This window comes from Flavobacterium sp. GNP011 (assembly GCF_056428925.1).
In genome coordinates, this window is record NZ_JBWJVJ010000009.1 from 23575 (window position 1) to 39463 (window position 15889).

At 32.4% G+C, this 15889-nt stretch carries 13 protein-coding genes; 8 read left to right on the plus strand and 5 right to left on the minus strand.

Translation table 11 applies throughout. The features are described 5' to 3' along the window. The first annotated feature begins 125 nt into the window (after nucleotides 1-125). The 4 genes from prfB (at nucleotide 126) to AC061E_RS09515 (ending at nucleotide 4897) form a co-directional block, all read left to right on the plus strand. A protein-coding gene (gene prfB, locus AC061E_RS09500; protein WP_478286027.1) for a peptide chain release factor 2 occupies nucleotides 126-1221 on the plus strand; the annotation gives its coding sequence in 2 pieces (ribosomal slippage) (nucleotides 126-188 and nucleotides 190-1221; 1095 coding nt in all). A gap of 72 nt (nucleotides 1222-1293) precedes the next feature. Continuing rightward, nucleotides 1294-1989, plus strand: a complete 696-nt coding sequence (locus AC061E_RS09505; RefSeq protein WP_478286028.1) for an energy transducer TonB — start codon at nucleotides 1294-1296, stop codon at nucleotides 1987-1989. 117 nt (nucleotides 1990-2106) lie between these two features. Continuing rightward, nucleotides 2107-3105 (plus strand): UDP-3-O-(3-hydroxymyristoyl)glucosamine N-acyltransferase, encoded by a 999-nt coding sequence (gene lpxD, locus AC061E_RS09510; protein WP_478286029.1) that lies wholly within the window; start codon nucleotides 2107-2109, stop codon nucleotides 3103-3105. Between the two features lie 163 nt (nucleotides 3106-3268). Continuing rightward, nucleotides 3269-4897, plus strand: coding sequence for an acyl-CoA carboxylase subunit beta (locus tag AC061E_RS09515; RefSeq protein WP_478286030.1), 1629 nt, complete (start codon nucleotides 3269-3271; stop codon nucleotides 4895-4897). A gap of 72 nt (nucleotides 4898-4969) precedes the next feature. Here the strand turns inward: AC061E_RS09515 and AC061E_RS09520 are convergent, their stop codons facing one another. After that, nucleotides 4970-6019 carry an AMP-binding protein gene (locus tag AC061E_RS09520; protein WP_478286031.1) on the minus strand — a complete coding sequence of 350 codons (1050 nt, stop codon included), beginning with the start codon at nucleotides 6017-6019 and terminating at the stop codon, nucleotides 4970-4972. A 26-nt stretch (nucleotides 6020-6045) separates the two neighbouring features. Beyond that, nucleotides 6046-6966: a CPBP family intramembrane glutamic endopeptidase gene (locus AC061E_RS09525; RefSeq protein WP_478286032.1), complete on the minus strand. Its 921-nt coding sequence runs from the start codon at nucleotides 6964-6966 to the stop codon at nucleotides 6046-6048. A gap of 79 nt (nucleotides 6967-7045) precedes the next feature. Here AC061E_RS09525 and AC061E_RS09530 point away from each other — a divergent pair, with 79 nt between their 5' ends. Next, the gene (locus AC061E_RS09530; protein ID WP_478286033.1) at nucleotides 7046-7390 is read left to right on the plus strand and encodes an ArsC/Spx/MgsR family protein; all 345 of its coding nucleotides are present in this window, start codon (nucleotides 7046-7048) and stop codon (nucleotides 7388-7390) included. 92 nt (nucleotides 7391-7482) lie between these two features. Continuing rightward, the gene (locus tag AC061E_RS09535; protein WP_478286034.1) at nucleotides 7483-9939 is read left to right on the plus strand and encodes a TonB-dependent receptor; all 2457 of its coding nucleotides are present in this window, start codon (nucleotides 7483-7485) and stop codon (nucleotides 9937-9939) included. A gap of 94 nt (nucleotides 9940-10033) precedes the next feature. Here AC061E_RS09535 and AC061E_RS09540 read toward each other — a convergent pair whose 3' ends face one another. Further along, entirely contained in the window at nucleotides 10034-10204 is a 171-nt protein-coding gene (locus AC061E_RS09540; protein ID WP_086453821.1) for a hypothetical protein, read from the minus strand. Between the two features lie 203 nt (nucleotides 10205-10407). On the opposite strand from AC061E_RS09540, the gene fumC reads away from it, so the two are divergent. Beyond that, nucleotides 10408-11790 (plus strand): class II fumarate hydratase, encoded by a 1383-nt coding sequence (fumC, locus tag AC061E_RS09545; RefSeq protein ID WP_478286035.1) that lies wholly within the window; start codon nucleotides 10408-10410, stop codon nucleotides 11788-11790. A 56-nt stretch (nucleotides 11791-11846) separates the two neighbouring features. Here fumC and AC061E_RS09550 read toward each other — a convergent pair whose 3' ends face one another. Together AC061E_RS09550 and AC061E_RS09555 are read right to left on the minus strand one after the other, a co-directional pair. Beyond that, entirely contained in the window at nucleotides 11847-12911 is a 1065-nt protein-coding gene (locus tag AC061E_RS09550; RefSeq protein WP_478286036.1) for a tetratricopeptide repeat protein, read from the minus strand. 321 nt (nucleotides 12912-13232) lie between these two features. Continuing rightward, complete coding sequence (locus AC061E_RS09555) at nucleotides 13233-14435, minus strand: NAD(P)-dependent oxidoreductase (protein WP_478286037.1); 1203 nt, start codon at nucleotides 14433-14435, stop codon at nucleotides 13233-13235. Between the two features lie 246 nt (nucleotides 14436-14681). Here AC061E_RS09555 and AC061E_RS09560 point away from each other — a divergent pair, with 246 nt between their 5' ends. Beyond that, a complete protein-coding gene (locus AC061E_RS09560; protein WP_478286038.1) occupies nucleotides 14682-15881 on the plus strand; it encodes a serine hydrolase domain-containing protein in 1200 nt (399 codons plus the stop codon). Nucleotides 15882-15889: the final 8 nt, after the last annotated feature.

Below are 15889 nucleotides of genomic sequence, written 5' to 3' on the forward strand. Positions count from 1 at the left end.
ATTTCTATTTTTGCAGCACAAATTTACATAATACGGTTTGTATATTGCAAAAAGTTCCGTTAAAACTAAAACAATTAAACAAAAGGAATATTACAAAACGATTTCTAAAAAATAAAAACTAACTTATGACAACTACCGAACAAATAAAAGGTATTGTGGAGCGCCTTGGTGCGTTGAGGAGGTATCTTTGACGTTGATGCCAAATTAATTGAGATTTCAAACGAAGAAGAAAAAACCTTTGCTCCTGATTTTTGGAATAGTCCAAAAGAGGCTGAACTACTGGTGAAAAATCTTCGAAATAAAAAAAAGTGGATAGAAGATTACAATTTGGCTGTTGAAATGACAGACGAATTGGAACTTGCCTACGAATTTTATAAAGAAGGTGAACTTACACCCGATGAACTTGACACACAATTCAATGCTACTAATAATCACATTGAAGCTATTGAATTTAAAAACATGCTTTCGGATGAAGGTGACACACTTAGTGCTGTAGTACAAATTACAGCTGGCGCAGGTGGAACCGAAAGCTGTGACTGGGCCGAAATGCTCATGAGAATGTACATGATGTGGGGCGAAAAATACGGTTATAAAATTAAAGAGTTGAACTTTCAAAAAGGAGATGCTGCTGGAATAAAAACGGTAACCCTTGAGTTTGAAGGAGATTATTCTTTTGGATATCTTAAAGGAGAAAACGGTGTACATCGACTGGTACGTATTTCACCTTTTGATAGTAATGCTAAAAGGCATACCTCTTTTGTTTCCGTATATGTTTACCCATTAGTTGATGACAGTATAGAAATTGAAATCAACCCTGCTGATATAGAAATAACTACCTCTCGCTCTAGTGGTGCGGGTGGACAAAATGTCAACAAGGTAGAAACTAAAGTACAGCTTTTTCATAAGCCTACCGGAATTCAAATTCAGTGCTCTGAAACGCGTTCGCAACAAGACAATAGGCAACGAGCCATGCAAATGCTTCGTTCGCAATTATATGAAATTGAATTGAAAAAGAAGCAAGCACAACGCGCCGATATTGAAGCTGGAAAAATGAAAATTGAATGGGGATCACAAATACGCAACTACGTAATGCAACCCTATAAATTAGTCAAAGATGTACGCACTGGCTATGAAACCAGCAACGTTGACGGCGTCATGAATGGAGAAATAGACGAATTCTTAAAAGCCTATCTCATGATGATGGGACAAAAAGAATCATAAAAGATAAAATCCTACACAATTCTATTTTTGTGTAGGATTTTTTATTAATTTTGAATAAAAAACACATCACTTATGAAAACCTTTTTTACATCAATTATTTTATTGATTTCTTTTCACGTTTTTGCACAAAAGAAGATTTATTTTACGGAGGATTTTAAAGAACTTCCCAACGCAGAGACAGCAAAATATTACAGTATCTTCGAACAAAAAGACAAAGGTACTCTACGAACCACTTTTTATATAAATGACACGATTTACTCTAAAGATTACTTTTCTAACTATAAAAAAAGACAAATTGATGGTACGTCAGAACGCTGGTATTCTAACGGAAAAAAAGAATCTTTAGCAATATATGTAAAAGGAAAACAAGAAGGTCCACAAACACGTTACTATGAATCTGGAAAAGTAAAGCGAATCGAAAACTTCCTAAATGGTTCCTTTGTTGATGGAAAATGTTTTGATGAAAATGGAATAGAAATTGCGTTTTTTCCTTACTCCGTAAAAGCAGAATTCCCTGGAGGAGAAAAAGCTTTTCATGACTTCATTGCCTCTGATTTTAAAAAACCAAATAATAGTTTTGGCCAAGTTATAATTGGATTTTCAGTAGAATTGGATGGTTCTTTAAATCATTTTGAAGTAATAAAAAGTGTCAATAAAGAAATTGATTTAGCAGTGATCAAGACATTAGTAAGAAGTCCAAAATGGCTTCCTGGAAAAATTGATGGTAAGGCAATCGTAACAAAGCACAAACTTCCGATTACATTATAATTATTTGAAGAAAAACAATCAAAAATTGTTCGAACTAAAATGGAGGATTAATTAGGATAACTAAGGGTAAATTCTTTTATTTGAAAAATATTTAACTCATAAACATCCTATTTTTTAATGAAATCCTATACAATTCTAGAAATAAATGAAATTCTGAAAGGAGAAATTATTGGATCAACCCTAACTGGCATTACCGCACCAGAGCAATTAGAAGCAGCAAGTGCTACTGATATTTCATTTATTGGTAACAAAAAGTACGAAAAATACTGGAATTCATCAAAGGCTTGTGCAGCTATAGTAAATGAGGATATTAGTATTGAACCTGGTGAAAACCGTGCCTTCATCAAAGTAAAGAACGCTGACTTAGCCATGTCACAAGTACTTGAGCTTTTTGCTCCACCTACTCCAATATTCAACGTAGCCATACATCCTACAGCAGTGATTGATGCTAGTGCAAAAATTTGCAATGGCGTTCAGATTGGGGCAGGATGTTATGTAGGTCCTAATGTGGTAATAGGTGATAGCAGTACAATATACCCTAACGTAACCATTTTAGATGAATCAACTATTGGTAAAAATACCGTTATTTGGTCCGGTACCGTGATAAGAGAACGCTGTCATATAGGTAGTGATTGTATCATTCACCCTAATGCAACAATTGGAGCAGATGGCTTTGGTTTTAGACCTGATCCACAACGCGGATTAGTTAAAATCCCTCAAATAGGCAATGTAATCATTGGTAATAATGTAGAAATTGGAGCCAATTCTTGCATAGATAGAGGTAAATTTAGTTCAACAGTACTAGGTGACGGTTGTAAAATTGACAACCTTGTACAAATAGGTCATAATAGCAAATTAGGTAAATTTTGTATCATGGCAGGTAATAGCGGACTTGCTGGTTCAGTAACATTAGGTAACGGCGTTATTATTGGCGGAAGCGCTTCTATAAAAGACCATACAACTATAGGCGATGGTGCTATCGTGGGTGCAGGATCAGGCGTAATAGGTGATATTTCAGCAGGTAAAACTATGCTAGGCTACCCAGCTATTGAAGCTAGAGACGCCTTAAGACAATGGGCTATCCTAAGAAAACTGCTAAACGAATCAAAAAAATAAAACCTTTATTTTTATCAAATTCATAAAAAAACAGAAGTTCGCTTCTGTTTTTTTTATTTAAAATCAAAATAAATACATTTTTTTTGATTTTACAAGTCAAAATAATCAAGGTATATTTAGTAGTATTTTGTATTTTAGCAGAAACTTTTTAATCGAATAAATCATGGATTTGAACTTCAATAAAAATGAAGACCACAATAAACTCCTACTCTCTGCATTACGCCAAAAGTTAAGTACCGTAAAATTAGGAGGTGGAGAAAAACGCATTCAAAAATTACATAGTGAGGGTAAAATGACTGCCCGCGAACGAATAGATTATTTACTTGATGCAAAGGCTAAAAGTATAGAAATTGGGGCTTTTGTTGGAGAAGGAATGTATCCTGAACATGGTGGCTGCCCTTCTGGTGGAGTTGTTGTAAAAATAGGTTATATAAGAGGCAAACAATGTATTGTAGTTGCAAATGACGCTACAGTTAAAGCAGGTGCTTGGTTTCCTATAACTGCTAAAAAGAACCTTAGAGCTCAAGAGATTGCAATGGAAAATAGATTGCCTATCATTTATTTAGTGGATAGTGCCGGAGTTTATTTACCATTACAAGATGAAATTTTTCCTGACAAAGAACATTTTGGTCGTATTTTTAGAAATAATGCACACATGAGCAGCATGGGCATTACCCAAATTGCCGCTGTAATGGGTAGTTGTGTAGCAGGTGGTGCTTACTTACCTATCATGAGTGACGAGGCTATGATTGTAGACAAAACGGGTAGTATTTTCCTAGCGGGCAGCTACTTGGTAAAAGCAGCAATTGGTGAAAGCATTGATAATGAAACTCTTGGTGGAGCCACAACACATTGCGAAATTTCTGGAGTGACTGATTATAAAGCGAAAGATGATAAAGACGCACTTGATCGTATAAAAAATATTGTTGACAAAATAGGCGATTTTGACAAAGCTGGATACAACCGTATCAAAGCTGAAAAACCAAAATTTGATGAAAATGAAATGTATGGAATATTGCCAAAAGCACGTAGCGAGCAATATGACATGATGGACATCATCAACCGATTAATAGACAACTCTGAGTTTGACACGTACAAAGATGGTTATGGACAAACGATAATCACAGGTTATGCTAGAATTGATGGTTGGGCTGTAGGGATAATTGCCAATCAAAGAAAAGTGGTAAAAACTAAAAATGGAGAAATGCAATTTGGAGGTGTAATCTATTCGGATAGTGCTGATAAAGCCACCCGATTTATTGCCAATTGCAACCAGAAAAAAATTCCTTTAGTTTTCATTCAAGATGTAACTGGTTTCATGGTAGGATCAAAATCTGAACATGGCGGAATTATAAAAGATGGTGCCAAGTTAGTAAATGCAGTGTCTAACTCTGTGGTACCCAAATTTACTGTGATTGTTGGTAACTCATATGGTGCAGGTAACTACGCCATGTGTGGAAAAGCGTATGATCCTAGATTAATTTTTGCTTGGCCAAGTGCTGAACTAGCTGTAATGGGAGGAACACAGGCTGCAAAAGTACTTGCACAAATTGAAGCCTCATCGCTCAAAGCAAAAGGTGAAGTCGTTGATGAAAGTAAAGAAAAAGAGTTATTTGACAAAATAAAAGCAAGATATGACGAACAAGTTTCTCCTTATTATGCGGCCTCAAGATTATGGACTGATGCTATTATTGATCCATTAGACACTAGAACTTGGATTTCCATGGGGATTGAAGCGGCAAACCACGCTCCTATTGAAAAGAAATTCAATTTAGGCGTTATTCAAGTATAACATTCTTACCAATTATAAAAAAAGCATCCCGAAAGTATATTTCGGGATGCTTTTTAATTTATAAAAAATTCACTACAAGCTATTTACAATTTCAGCTCGTTTTAATTTACCATTATCTGTTTCTTTAAATTTTGGAACATAAAAAACAGCTTTTGGTTTTTCATATTTGTCTAAACCATCAAAAAAATCATCGGGCAACAACTGATTTTCTCCTTCGATAACTAAAATTAGCTTTTCTCCGAGTTCAGTATCTTTAATACTGGAGACAAAAAATCTTTCCTTTATTTTAGCAGATAGTTTTTGTTCAATTTTTTCAGGAATCAATTTTATTCCACCACTGTTAATTACATTATCAACTCGACCTAAAAAAACAAATTGATTGTCATCATTAATTTCTACCAAATCATTCGTAACAATAGATTCATTAGAAACTAAAGGCGCATCAATCACCAAGCAATTTCTATCATCTTGCGAAATTTTAATATTGGGCAACACCGAAAAGAAGTCTTCACCAACTTTTTTTGCTGCAATATGAGTAATTGTTTCTGTCATTCCATAGGTTTCATACACTTTTGTGGAAACTTTTGACAACTCATTTTCAAGTACCTTGTCAATATTTGCACCACCAACAATCATTTTTTTCACATTCTGCAATGCATTTAGTGAATTTTGAGCTTGCAAAGGAACCATAGCGACAAAATCATATTTCTTTGAATTACGAACTAAAGGTTCTGCACTTGGGGCAACAAAATCAAGATCTAAACCTAATATAAAACCGCGTACCAACATCATTTTTCCCGCTATAAATTGGGTCGACAAGCAGTGTAAAGCGCTGTCTCCTGGTTTCAAATCGAAAAAATCTCCAGTGGCCAAAGCCGAGTTTACCATGGCTTGTTTCTCCATACGAATGAGTTTTGGCTTTCCAGTAGTTCCAGATGTATTGAGCATGAGATATGGTTTAGAATCAAACCAATCTAAAAGAAAATCTCCTACAGCTTTTTCATAGGCCTCGCCTTCTTTGATAAAACTATACGCAACTCGGCATAAATCATCACGATCAAGGTGAAAACCATTTAATTTAAACAAATTATGTACGTTTTGATAGGTAACGGTAGTGGTCATGATTGTGATATTTACAAAATTATAGTCTAAACCGACGGAATCCTGCCGGTTAATTTATCTGTCCAATTGGTCCATTGGTATTTCTTACTAAAGATAAACAAAAGTATTGGATAAATAAGAAAAACAGGTAAAATGACATCAATTCCAGCAGATGGATTAGAGACATCTTTTAAAATAGAATTCGTTTGAAAGGCAGTCCAATCGGATGTGATTAAAAAAGCACCAATAGTATTATTAGCAGCATGAAAACCTAGCGCAAGCTCCATGCCTTCATCCATGAGTGTCAAAATACCTAAAAACAAACCAGTTCCTATATAATACACCATAATTATAGGACCCATTTTTTCAACTTCGGGATTAAAATAATGCAAACCTCCAAAAATTAATGAAGTCATTACTAATGGAAACCATTTATTACGAGCTAAAACAGCAAAGCCCTGCATTAAATACCCTCTAAAAATGTATTCTTCGGCACTTGTTTGTAAAGGAATCATTACGATACCAATTAGTACTAAAATTAAAAAAGGAATAGGTTTAAAATTAATTTCAAAACTAGAAGGATTCGAAAAATACAGGATAAGTGTTGATCCAATTGTAAAAAAAGACCAAATCCCAAAAGCAGTCAGTACTCGGTTCCAATCTACTTTCTTTCTAGAAGTAGTAACCGAAAGTATATTTTGATAATGTAAAAATTTCAAAATATAAAAAAGAGCTAACAATACAAAAACAAATGTGAGTAATAAAAAAAACAACGTAGTATTAGAATCAAAATAGGTCATCATATTCAATCCTGCGGGTTGAAACTGTTTCCCAGAGCTCAAAGAGTCTAAAACAACAACTGCTGCAAAAAATAACTGACCAGCTAAAGAAGCCAGAATTAGTAAAACTGATCCCTGAATGTATTTCCAAAAAGTATTTCCTGACTTAAAACCTTGGGCTATGTACATATTTTTTTGAAATTATGTTTTCATATTATTAGTTTAACAAATACTACTTTTGTTACATCATAATTCAAAATCAAAAAAAATGATTCAAATTTATCACAATCCTCGTTGCGGGAAATCAAGAGCATGTTTAGCACAAATCGAAACGAGCAATAAGGAGTTTGAAATTAAACTTTACTTGCTTCACCCCCTATCTATTGATGAATTAACAACTATTGTTAGCAAACTAAACATAAAACCTATAGATTTAGTGCGCATCAAAGAAAAAATTTGGATAGAAAACTATAAAAACATAAACCTGAATGATCAAGAAATATTAAAAATTATTGCCGAAAATCCAATATTAATGCAAAGACCAATTGTAATTGATGGTGAAAAAGCAATAATAGGAAGAGATTTTGAATCAGTAGAGAACTTTTTGAAATAGATAAATCTTAGTCTTAACATTTATTTGTGATTTGTCCTATTAAACTAATTCAAGGTTTGTGCGTCTAATGAAAAAAACTAAAGTAATCAATAATGAAATTAATCAAACCTTTTTTAATTCTTGCCTTTTTTTTAACAGCAATGATAGGATTTGCACAGCCAGGCGGAGGTGCTCCTAAAATTAAAATAACTGGAAAAGTTATTGAAAAAATAAGTAAACAACCGCTAGAATATGCAACCATCACTTTTTCATTGCCAAATAATCCAAAACCAATGGCTGGTGGAATTACAAATGCAACTGGAGATTTTGATGTAGAAGTAAAACCGGGGACGTATGACATCAAAATTGAGTTTATCTCATTTAAAGGAAATGATATCAAACAAAAAAACTTAACAAAAAGTACAAATCTAGGAGTTATAGGCTTAGAAGAAGATGCGGCACAATTGAATGAAGTAATTGTAAGAGCAGAAAAAACTACCGTTGAGATCAAACTTGACAAAAAAGTATATAACGTAGGTAGTGACCTTATGGTAAAAGGCGGAACCGTAAGTGATGTGTTAGACAATATCCCGTCAGTGTCCGTAGACGTTGAAGGAAATGTGAGTTTGAGAGGAAATGACAACGTTCGAGTTTTAATTGATGGTAGACCCTCAAACGCAATTAATATCTCTGAAGCATTACGATTAATTCCAGCTGATGCAATCGAAAAAGTAGAAGTTATTACCAATCCATCTGCAAGATATGATGCTGAAGGTGGTGGAGGTTTACTAAACATTATTCTTAAAAAAGGAAAAAACCAAGGATTAAACGGAACTATAATTGCATCTACTGGTTATCCTGAAAATTATGGATTGAGTGGCACCTTAAACTACAAATCAAAAAACTTTAACCTTTTTACGACTCAAGGTTATAATGATCGTAGCAATCCTGGAAACGCTTTTACCAATACTGATTATTTAAATGATAATAATGAAATTACCAATTCTGTAAATGAATCTCGTAAAAATGACAGATTCAATAAAGGCTATAATAGTAATTTTGGTATGGAATGGTTTGTTTCTGAAACAGCGACATGGACAAACAGCTTTAATTACAGAAAAAGTAACGGGAACAATATTGACAACGTTTTTCAAGATTATATCAAAGCTGATCGAAGTTTTGATTATAGAAGAACACGTATCAACCTAGAAAACAGCGACAGTGAAAATGTTGAATTTGCAACAAACTATACAAAGAAATTCAAAAAAGACGGACACAAATTAACTCTTGATGGTTCCTTTTCTACAAGTGATGAGTTTAATGATGCATTAATAACTGATACTGCAACTAACTCTACTAGAACAAAATTCGATAATACACTTAATAATCAATCACAAAATCGAAATTTATTACAATTAGATTATGTACTTCCTTTTGGCAAATCAAGTCAATTTGAAGCTGGATACCGTGGTGAATTCTTAGAATTACTTACAGATTATAGAGTTGATAATGATGGTGTAATCAATAATAACTTTACAAATAAATTAGAATACAAAGAGAAAGTAAATGCCTTATACACACAATATGGTGTCAAAATAAATAAATTTTCAGCTCTTTTTGGATTGCGTTTTGAAGATTCAAACATCAACATCAATCAACTAGCTACTAATGATTTTAATACTAAAAAGTACAATAATTTTTTTCCAAGCGCTTTCTTTACCTACGAACTATCTGATGCGAGTAGTGCCTCAGTAAGTTATAGCCGAAGAATACAAAGACCAAGAGGACGTTTGTTAAACCCATTTAGCAACTTATCTAGTAACATTAACATTTTTGTAGGTAATCCAGATTTAGATCCGGCATTTACAGATGCACTGGATTTTGGATACATCAGAAGATGGGAAAAACTAACTTTTAACACATCTTTATATGTAAACAAAACAACTGATGTGTTTCAATTTGCTAGAAGAGAATCAGGAAATTTCGTAAATGGAATTCCTATTACAATTAGCTCACCTATTAATTTAGCTACAGAATACAGAGCTGGTTTTGAATTCACACTTAACTATTCTCCTTACAAATGGTGGAAATTGAACGGTAACTTTAATTTCTTCAGAAATGAAACGCAAGGAATAAACGAGTACACCAATTTTAGAAACGAAAAAGTAACACAAGATTTTAATAACATTGCTACTTCTTGGTTTACTAGAATTACCTCAAAAATAACGTTGCCATACAAAATTGATTGGCAAACAAATGCTACTTACAATGGCCCTCAAAATAACGCACAAGGAAGAAGTTTGGGTGTATTTGCAGCAAACTTAGCCTTTAGTAAAGATATAATGAAAGACAAAGGGACACTTTCATTTAATGTAAGCGATGTTTTTAATTCTAGAAAAAGAATCATGGAAACTTACCTACCTCAATTTGCAAATTCTTATGGTGAAATGCAGTGGAGAGTGAGACAAATCAACTTATCGTTTACCTATCGCTTCAACAAACCTAAAAACGAAAGAGAAAAACCAACTCGTAAAATGCAAAATGATAACGAAGGAGATTATCAAGGATAAAAGAAAAGGACTCATGTAAAATGAGTCCTTTTTTTATGCATTTAAAACAAAAAAAAGAACTCATAAAATGAGTTCTTTTATAAAACTAAAAAGCTTAAACAGATTGTTCTTGCTTCTTTTTTGCTTTCTTCTCTTTGTATGCTTCCCAACTTGCACCGCCAACCCAATAGGATACGAAACCAACTAGAAAAAACATTAACCAAAATCCCATTGTTAGGATGGTTAAGAAAAGTAAAAAGCCTAAATACTGTGAAAATTCAAACATGTTTTCCGGAATTTTGAATGTAGGTACAAATATAACTCTAATTATTTTTGGTAGCAATAAAAAAACACAAAAAACTAAGTATGTCCTTGTCATAATAATAATTATTCTTAAATTACATAATTACGAACTTCTGTAGAGCTAATCGTAATTCCTAAAATTTATGAAAGAATAACCATTTCCATCCATTAATAATTCCATTTAAAATGAAGTATAGAATCGAAAAAGATACATTAGGCGAAGTACGTGTACCAATAGATAAATATTGGGGAGCTCAAACAGAACGTTCTAGAAATAACTTCAAAATTGGAGAGGCAGCCTCTATGCCAAAAGAAATCATATATGGTTTTGCATATTTAAAAAAAGCAGCCGCATACACCAATTGTGATTTAAAAATTCTATCCGAGGAAAAACGAGATTGTATTGAGATGGTCTGTAATGAAATTTTAGAGGGGAAACTTGACGATCAGTTTCCATTAGTAATCTGGCAAACTGGGTCTGGAACTCAAAGTAATATGAATCTAAATGAAGTTATTGCAAATAGAGCTCAAATTCTTAAAGGTTTAAAAATAGGTGAAAATCAATTTATTAATGCAAATGATGATGTAAACAAATCGCAATCATCAAACGATACGTTTCCAACAGCAATGCACATTGCTGCTTACAAAATAATAATTGAAAGTACAATTCCAAATATTGAAAAACTAAAAGACACACTTCAAGCTAAAGCAATTAAATTTAATACTATTGTTAAAATAGGTCGAACCCACATGATGGATGCCACGCCTATAACACTTGGACAAGAAATCTCAGGATATGTAGCCCAATTGAATTATGGTTTGAAAGCTTTAAAAAACTCACTACCCCATTTATCTGAAATAGCACTTGGAGGAACAGCTGTAGGAACTGGCTTAAATGCTCCAAAAGGATACGCTGTGAAAGTTGCTCATTACATTGCCGAGTTTACCGGACACCCATTTATAACAGCTAAAAATAAGTTTGAAGCATTAGCTGCTCATGACGCTATGGTTGAGAGTCATGCAGCCTTAAAACAATTGGCCATCTCACTAAATAAAATTGCAAACGATATCCGTATGCTATCCTCTGGACCAAGATCTGGAATTAATGAAATCTTCATTCCTGAAAACGAACCCGGTTCGTCTATAATGCCTGGCAAAGTAAACCCTACTCAATGTGAAGCTTTGACCATGGTATGCGCACAAGTAATAGCAAATGATATCGCAATTACAATCGGTGGAATGCAAGGTCACTATGAATTAAATGTATTCAAACCACTTATAGCATCAAATTTTTTACAATCAGCTCGACTACTTGGTGATGCATGCTTATCATTTGATCTTCATTGCGCTCAAGGAATAGAACCTAATTACTCTAGAATTAAAGAGTTACTAGAAAAATCATTAATGCTAGTCACTGCCTTGAACCCAAAAATAGGATATTACAAATCAGCAGAAATTGCTCAAACTGCACATAAAAATGGTACCACTTTAAAATACGAAGCAGAACGTCTTGGATATGTAACACCTGAAGATTTTGATAATTGGGTAAAACCAACAGAAATGATATAAAACATGAAGCCCTGTAATTAGATTACAGGGCTATGATAAAATTACTGAGAATTTTTTTAATTTGTTTTGGCTTTTAAAGCATTATATTCAGCAATCAAATCCATAGAACGGTATAGTTTCAATAACAAATCTGAAACTGTTTTATCATTAGGCTGTAATGCATTTGCTTTTTCAAGATATTTAATAGCACCTTTTACAATGTCATCCATTTTAATTTTTAAATTGTCATAGGCAAGCATTTCCTCTTTTGAAGTTCCTAATACACTCATTTGCTCGCTTATAACTTTTTTCTTGTCTATACTTAAATATGCCATTTCTAAATATCCATCAACTGAATTAGGATCATAAGCAATGAGCTGCTTATAACAGTTTTCAGCTGCAGCTAAATCTTTTTTTTCTCTGTAAATAAAACCCATATTTAATAGAATTTCACTTTTCTTAGATGCAGCCATAAGATTTCTAGGATTTTCTGCCATTCCAGCTTTTACATTTGCGTCCCTATCAGCTACACTTAAATACAATTCTTCAACTTTAGATTTTTTATTAATAGCATAATATTCCATAACTCTACCCGTATAATTGAGTTTATTTAACTCTTTATAATTTCGTAAGGCAGTTTCATAATCATTTACCTTCATAAAATATGAAGTAGATAGATATAAGTTAAGCGTATCTTTTTTGTCTATCTCATACAAGGAATACATTTTTTTTGCTCCTTCACTAAAGTTGTTTGCCTTTACATCTGCAATTGCATTACCTTGAACCTCATCTTTGATTAACTTAATAGCTTCGCGGGCTTTTACAGAGTATTTATAGGTTTCAATACGGTCTTCCTCCTCAATCAATTCCTTGTAAGTAGCTACTGCAGCAGAAAGGTTTGTAGCTGGTTCAACTTTTTGATCCGCAAGACTTTTATAAATTTCAGCTTTAAGCTTGAAAAACTCTGACTTGTCATCTGCAACAGCATTATTGATTAGATATTGCGCTTTTTTTAAAATAGATAATGCTCCTTGAGAATTACCGTTTTTAAACTGTAGTTGTGCCTCTTTGATTTGATCTTTCTGGGCATATCCAACAAAAATGTAGGATAACAATAATAATAAAGTAAAGTTCTTTTTCATAAAATCTATGAGGTATTTGGTTAATAAAATTATTAAAATATCGAATTTTAACATTTAACACTATATTAAGTGTAGCAAATTAGATTATTTAATTCATTTTCAAAAACAATACCAGAAATATTTTTCAAAAAAAATATTTTTTTTTCTTTTAATAAATATTTACTTAGAGTTTAAAATTAAGAATTGTTTAATTTTTTCTATTTTGGTGTAAATATTGATTTTGGTTAGAAATATTATATATTTTTTATATTTTAAAATTAATTTTACATTGTTACTTGATAAAAAACTTAAATGTTTTTTTACCTTTATTTGATTAAAAAATTATTTTTCATCTACAAAATCTTGTAAATAACTAAATCGTTTTGTTAACTTTCCATTTTCGGTAATTTTAGCTCTTTCAAGAATTCCATCTTTGTCTTGATTGAAGAAAGCTGGCATCACTAGATTTATAAACATATCTCCAAATCCTTCACTAGCATCTTTTGGCAATTCACAAGGTAAATTATCTACTGCCATTACTACAATAGCAGCAGGATGAAATAATTCAACTTCTTTATCTTCACTGGGTAAATATCCATACAATGGCTCCTCAATAGTAGATGCTCGCAGAGTGCAGGCAACTGGACCATTAACATCACAAGACACATCTCCTACAATTTTTATTTTACATTCATTTGATTGCAACATAGCTCTAGATAATATTACCGGAGCATCATTTCCATGAAAGTGACCTGAAATATAAATATCTGAAACTTTTGTAAAACGCTCAAAATTAGATTCATAAAATTTCGGATTTTGATAAAAATCTGTAAAATCCTTTATAGATTTATCTTTTCTAATATTGTAATCTAACACATCAATTTGCGTGTAAACAGGTTGGGTATAATTTTTTGTTAAATAATTCTCCACTGAAATTTCTTTAACTTTTATAGCATCTAATACCTCTTTGATCCCATTTCCTACTTTACCTGTTCCTGTAACAACAAACTTTATCGGTGGTAGTATTACTCTTTTAAGTTGTAAAATCAAAGCATCTTTACCTGATAACGTTTCAGCTTTGGGCAATTTAAAAAGTTCAAATTTAAGTCCAAATGCTCTTATACTGTTGTAAGCACCTACAATACCTGCATATCTACCAAAACCAATAAGTCTTTTATTTGATTCATCAACAATGGTTTCATAATCATATAAGTCAATATTTTTTTCTAAAACTGCTTGAAGCAACTTTCTGTTGTAGGGTTGCTTTTTTATAGTGTGCGAAAAAAAGAAATATGATTTATTAGGAATTAAATTCTCAATAGGAACTTCTTTAACTCCAAATAAGAAATCACAATCACTCAAACCCTGTGTAACTGGTATTCCTAAATTTTCATATTGTGAATCCGAAAAAACCCTACAATCTGATGCTTCAACCTGCACCGACACACCTTCAAACTGTGTCAAAATTTGTTTAATGGCATTTGGCGAAAAAATAACTCTACGATCTACAGGGTTTTTTCTTTCTTTTATAATTCCGAACTTCATGATTTAAATAACTTATAATTAAATTTATATAACTTTATGATATGTATTTGTTACAAATATAACAAAAGTATCTTAAAATTCTCTTTTTTTTGAAAATTTCATTCCTTGGCTATTTTACTAACGCTTGAATAACAAATTAATAACAAAAATCAATTGTATAAATGCATATAAAATTGTGTTAAGGTCAAAAATAAGTGCATCTTAAGAGCCTTCATTTCTATATATTTGCCTTTAAAGCCACATTTGATGAAATTTCCAAAAAATACAAATATACTACATATTATACTGCTCCTATTCATTTTAAGCTCTTGTGAGAAGGAGAAAAAGAAAGTAGAACTTAGAGATGATCAACTTCCTAAAACTACTTTGCCTATAATGAAACCTTTATTACAAAAAGAACCGCAACTAGAGGCACAATTTATTAGTAAAAAAAGAGCACAAATAGATTCTTTTTACAAAAAAAACTGGCCTAATAATACTGCTAACGGGAGTTTTCTGGTAGCTAAAAATGGTCAGATTATTTTTGAAAAATACGAAGGTTATGCTAATTTTAATTCGAAAACATTAATAAATGCAAACACACCACTTCACATTGCATCAGTTAGCAAAGTAATTACGGCTACTGCTATTTTAAAATTAGTAAATGCTAAAAGAATTACATTAGACCAAAAGGTGAATACGATCTTAACAGAATTTCCATACCCTGAGGTTACCGTGAGAACTTTATTGAATCACAGAAGCGGGATGCGTAACTATGCTTATTTCACAGATAGAGACAAAAATATTTGGGACAGGAAAAATATTTTAACGAATCAAGATATTCTTAAATTATTAGCTACAAAAAATATAGCATTAGAGTTCAAAACAGATACTCGTTTTAGCTATTGTAATACCAATTATGCTATACTAGCTTTGTTGATAGAAAAAGTTACCAACTTGACGTATAAAGAGGCCATGAAACAACTTATATTTGAACCGCTTGGCATGAAGAAAACTTACGTTTTTGACTATGAAAAAGATAAAAATACTGCTGTTACGTCATATAAAGGGAATAAAATAGAAATTGGTAAAGACTATTTAGATGCTGTTTTTGGAGACAAAAACATCTACTCAACGCCTAGAGATTTATTAAAATTTGACCGTGCAAGAAGTGGTTCTCAATTTCTAAATCCTTCATTATTAAAAGAAGTCTACACGGGTTACAGCAACGAGCGTAAAGGAACAAAAAATTACGGTCTTGGGATTAGAATGATCAACTGGGATTCGGGACAAAACTTTTATTTTCACAATGGTTGGTGGCATGGTAATACCTCATCTTATATTACCTTAAAAGAGGAAGGCGTTACAATTATTGCATTGTCTAATAAATTCACAAGAAAAACCTACAATGTCAGGAAGTTGGCCGTTCTTTTTGGGGATTATCCGTTTAAGATTGGAGATGAATAAATTTAGGA

What these genes read in the sequence shown, in the direction of transcription:
- AC061E_RS09505 (WP_478286028.1), top strand. Translation starts at nt 1,294, where the DNA reads ATGAAAACCTTTTTTACATCAATTATTTTATTGATTTCTTTTCACGTT.
- lpxD (WP_478286029.1), top strand. Translation starts at nt 2,107, where the DNA reads ATGAAATCCTATACAATTCTAGAAATAAATGAAATTCTGAAAGGAGAA.
- AC061E_RS09515 (WP_478286030.1), top strand. Translation starts at nt 3,269, where the DNA reads ATGGATTTGAACTTCAATAAAAATGAAGACCACAATAAACTCCTACTC.
- AC061E_RS09520 (WP_478286031.1), bottom strand. Translation starts at nt 6,019, where the DNA reads ATGACCACTACCGTTACCTATCAAAACGTACATAATTTGTTTAAATTA.
- AC061E_RS09525 (WP_478286032.1), bottom strand. Translation starts at nt 6,966, where the DNA reads ATGTACATAGCCCAAGGTTTTAAGTCAGGAAATACTTTTTGGAAATAC.
- AC061E_RS09530 (WP_478286033.1), top strand. Translation starts at nt 7,046, where the DNA reads ATGATTCAAATTTATCACAATCCTCGTTGCGGGAAATCAAGAGCATGT.
- AC061E_RS09535 (WP_478286034.1), top strand. Translation starts at nt 7,483, where the DNA reads ATGAAATTAATCAAACCTTTTTTAATTCTTGCCTTTTTTTTAACAGCA.
- AC061E_RS09540 (WP_086453821.1), bottom strand. Translation starts at nt 10,204, where the DNA reads ATGTTTGAATTTTCACAGTATTTAGGCTTTTTACTTTTCTTAACCATC.
- fumC (WP_478286035.1), top strand. Translation starts at nt 10,408, where the DNA reads ATGAAGTATAGAATCGAAAAAGATACATTAGGCGAAGTACGTGTACCA.
- AC061E_RS09550 (WP_478286036.1), bottom strand. Translation starts at nt 12,911, where the DNA reads ATGAAAAAGAACTTTACTTTATTATTATTGTTATCCTACATTTTTGTT.
- AC061E_RS09555 (WP_478286037.1), bottom strand. Translation starts at nt 14,435, where the DNA reads ATGAAGTTCGGAATTATAAAAGAAAGAAAAAACCCTGTAGATCGTAGA.
- AC061E_RS09560 (WP_478286038.1), top strand. Translation starts at nt 14,682, where the DNA reads ATGAAATTTCCAAAAAATACAAATATACTACATATTATACTGCTCCTA.